This window comes from Mesorhizobium sp. M7A.F.Ca.CA.002.04.1.1 (assembly GCF_004022805.1).
Taxonomy (GTDB): Bacteria; Pseudomonadota; Alphaproteobacteria; order Rhizobiales; family Rhizobiaceae; genus Mesorhizobium; species Mesorhizobium ciceri.
On sequence record NZ_RZPL01000581.1, the window covers coordinates 1 to 3,783 of the forward strand.

4 protein-coding genes are annotated in these 3,783 nt (G+C 62.0%); all 4 read right to left on the reverse strand.

Translation table 11 applies throughout. The features are described from left to right. Positions 1-1,072 (reverse strand): ATP-binding cassette domain-containing protein (locus ENZ75_RS24660; protein ID WP_164887974.1); only part of this gene is annotated, 1,072 nt, incomplete at its 3' end. A 133-nt stretch (positions 1,073-1,205) separates the two neighbouring features. Beyond that, entirely contained in the window at positions 1,206-2,183 is a 978-nt protein-coding gene (locus tag ENZ75_RS24665; RefSeq protein ID WP_063168005.1) for a quinone oxidoreductase, read from the reverse strand. Positions 2,184-2,240: 57 nt separating this feature from the next. After that, entirely contained in the window at positions 2,241-3,047 is an 807-nt protein-coding gene (gene pcsA / locus ENZ75_RS24670; protein WP_024503276.1) for a phosphatidylcholine synthase, read from the reverse strand. 23 nt (positions 3,048-3,070) lie between these two features. Further along, positions 3,071-3,685, reverse strand: coding sequence for a DUF1326 domain-containing protein (locus ENZ75_RS24675; protein WP_063168004.1), 615 nt, complete (start codon positions 3,683-3,685; stop codon positions 3,071-3,073). Positions 3,686-3,783: the final 98 nt, after the last annotated feature.

Here is a 3,783-nt window from a genome sequence, read left to right on the forward strand (position 1 = left end):
GTGCGGCACCGTGGCCGAGGCGCTCCTCCGGCACGAAGGCAGCGCCCAGCAGGCGCCGTCCGGTGATGGTGAGGCTTCCCGAATCCTTGCCGCGAATGCGCACCGAGGCGGCATCCTGCTGCAGCACTTCGCCCGAAACGGATTCGAAGAACTCGCCCTGACCATTGCCGGCGACGCCGGCGATGCCGATCACCTCGCCGGCGCGGACGTTCAGGTTGATGCCCTTGAGCGGGATCGAGAACGGCGTCGCCGGTTGGCGGCTGAGATTGCGGATTTCGAGCAGCGGCTGCGCCTTGTCGATGCCCTCGACCGGCGCGCGCACCACGGCCTGCACCTCATTGCCGACCATCATTCGCGCCAGCGAAGAGGCTGTTTCCTCACGCGGATTGCAATGGCCGACCACCTTGCCGTGGCGCAGCACGGTGGCGCGGTCGCAGATGCGTTTGACCTCTTCGAGCCGGTGCGAGATGTAGAGGATGGATTTGCCTTCCGAGCGCAGGCGCTCCAGCGTCTCGAACAGCTTGTCGGCTTCCTGCGGCGTCAACACCGAGGTCGGTTCGTCCAGGATGATGAGCTGCGGCGTCTGCAGCAGGCAGCGGATGATTTCGATGCGCTGGCGCTCGCCCACCGACAGGTCGCCGACCAGCGATTCAGGATCGAGCGGCAGGCCATAGCTGAAGGAAAGCGCCCTCGCCTTCGCAGCGATGCTGCTGATCGGCGAGCCGTCGTCCAGCGACAGCGCGATGTTTTCGGCCGCGGTCAGCGCCTCGAACAGCGAAAAATGCTGGAACACCATGCCGATGCCGAGCTTTTTCGCGACGCCCGGGCTGGAAATCCTGACGGCCTGACCGTTCCAGAAGATCTCGCCGGCATTGGGCTCCAGCGAGCCGAAAAGCATCTTGACCAGCGTCGACTTGCCGGCGCCGTTTTCGCCGAGCAAGGCGTGGATCTCACCCCTGGCGATGTCGAGATCGATATGATCGCACGCCGTCAGCGTGCCGAATATCTTGGTGAGGCCACGCACCTCAAGCAGGTTCGTGCCGTCCTGATTTGCACTCACAGTGCCTCCCATCTGGTTAGCCAGACATGTTCTGTGTTCCCGCAGGCATGGTAGGCGCGGCCGGCTCTCATCGGAAAGCGGCACACGTCTTGAAAGAGCTTCAAGAATTTCAGCGGAAATTCAAGGGATAGCAAGGCAGAACGAACTAAGGGATGAGAATGGTCGTCCCTGTGGTCCTGCGGCCCTCGAGGTCGGAATGCGCCTTGCCGGCGTCCTTCAGCGCGTAGCGCTGGTTGATCCGGATCTCGACCGCGCCGCTGAGCACGACCTCGAACAGGGCGGCAGCAGAAGCGTCGAGGTCCTCGCGTTTTGCGTTGTAGACGAACAGTGTCGGCCTTGTTGCGAACAACGAGCCCTTCTGTGCCAGCAACGACATGCTGAACGGCGGTATAGGTCCCGAGGACTGGCCAAAGCTGACGAACATGCCGAGCGGCCGCAGGCAGTCGAGCGAAGCCGGAAACGTGTCGTTGCCGACCGAATCGTAGACGACATCGCATTTCTTGCCGCCGGTGATGGCGGCGACGCCGGCGACGAAATCCTGTTCCTTGTAGTTGATGACGTGATCGAAACCATGCGCCCTGGCGAGCTCGATCTTGTCGGACGAGCTGGCGGTGCCGATGACGGTGGCGCCGAGATGTTTTGCCCATTGGCCGAGGATCAGGCCGACGCCGCCTGCAGCGGCATGGAACAGGATCGTGTCGCCGGCCTTCACCTTGAACGTCCGGCGCAGCAGATATTCCGCGGTCATGCCCTTCAGCATCATCGCTGCGGCCTGTTCGTCGCTGATGCCATCCGGAACCTTGACGACGCGGCTGGCATCGATGACGCGTTCTTGCGCGTAAGCCCCCGTCGTCACGGCATAGGCGATGCGATCGCCCGGATTCAGCCAGTCGACGCCATGGCCGACCTCCAGCACCACGCCGGCGGCTTCGCTGCCTGGCACGAGCGGGAAGCCGCCGGGTGGCGGATAGAGACCGGAGCGATGGTAGACATCGATGAAATTGAGGCCGATCGCGGTGTGCCGGACCAGGATCTGCCCGGATCCCGGCTGGCCGGGATCAGCGTCCTCATAGGTCAGAACTTCCGGGCCGCCATTGGCATGAATGCGGATCGCTTTGGACATTGCTAGGCTTCCTGTGGGCTAGGCTTGTGGGGCCAGGCTCCCTGTGGGAGTGGCCGATCAGGCCTTTTTGGCACCGAGATTGGGAAAGAACTGCATGATGCCACCGATGCAGGCAAGATAAAGCCCGGTGATGGTGATGCCGATCTTGGTGAAGGTGCTGACCTGCTCGCCCAGCACGCCGATCTGATCGTAGAAGGCGGCGAGCGCCGCTTGGGCCAGGGCAAGCGCGCCGAAAGCGCACCACAACAGGGTCATCCCAAGGTTGATGCGCCGCAGCCGCACCACCCGCACCGGGTGGATGAAGTTGATCGGCACGAAAGTCAGGACGCCGGCCACCACCACCACCGCGAACGAAACCCATTGTCCGGGCTCGATGACGAACAGGGTGAACACCACCATGTTCCAGACCACCGGGAATCCCTTGAAGAAATTCTCCTTCGTCTTCATGCCGGTGTCGGCATAGTAGATGGCGCTGGAAACGACGATGATCGCCGCCGACAGGAATGACAGGCCCTCGCCCATGAAGCCGCGCTGATAGAGCGCGAAGGCCGGGATCAGCACGTAGGTCACGTAGTCGATGATGTTGTCGAGCAGTTCGCCCGACCATGTCGGCAGGATCTCCTTGACCTCGAGTTTTCTGGCGATCGGCCCATCGATGCCGTCGACGAACAGGGCCAGCCCGAGCCACCAGAACATTGCGGTCCAGCGCTCTTCACTTGCCGCCACGAGCGACAGGAAGGCCAGGAACGACCCCGAGGCGGTCAAAAGGTGGACGGAGAACGCCCTCGCCTGCGGCCAGGTGACCTTCTTCTTCGGGCGCGGAATCCGGTCCGTGATCTTTTTGGCGGCTTTTCGTGCTGCCAAATTCCTGGCCGTTGTGTTCTTGCTCACGGGCCCCGCCAATCCAGCTTGCAGATTTCGGCCGAACGGCCGGCGAAATTCCAGTTGCGGCCAAAAGCCCGCACCTTGCTCTTGTCGGACCTGGCCACGATGATCTCGGGCGCGATCCAGTATTCCGAATTGCTGATCACCGTATCCTTGTCACGGTCCTTGCCTTGGAAGGGTGTGACCGCTCCGTCGATAATCCTGGGTATCTGGAAGATACGCGTTTTGTCACGCGTCTCATAGGTGATCGGCACCTGCTCGACACCGAGGAATTTGCCGACGAGGATTGAGAGCAGCGATGTGGTTCCACCTGCCTTGCCCGTGAAGATCTTTGTCAGCGCCTTGACCGCATAGACAGAGGCGCGGCTGTCGATGAACAGGCCCGCGGTCCAGTTGCCGCGGCTCATATAGCCTGGGATTTCCATGATCAGCCCAAGATTGAGCCCGGACAGATCGACCTCACCGAAATGGCCGGCATCGATGCGAAACCCGGCCCATGTCTGGCAATAGCCTTCGGTCGGCGGATGATTGCCAAGCGAGAGCACGCAAGGGCAAAAAACCGTGCAATTGCAGGAGAGTACGAGCTCTCCCTTCATCGCCCAGCTCTGGTCTGCCATCGATTTTCCCCCACTCACAGCGAGACTACTAGCAGCGCGGCTGCCCAGACAAGCAGTATCGCACCGGCCAGCCGGGTTGGAACCCTGCTGGCCGTTTG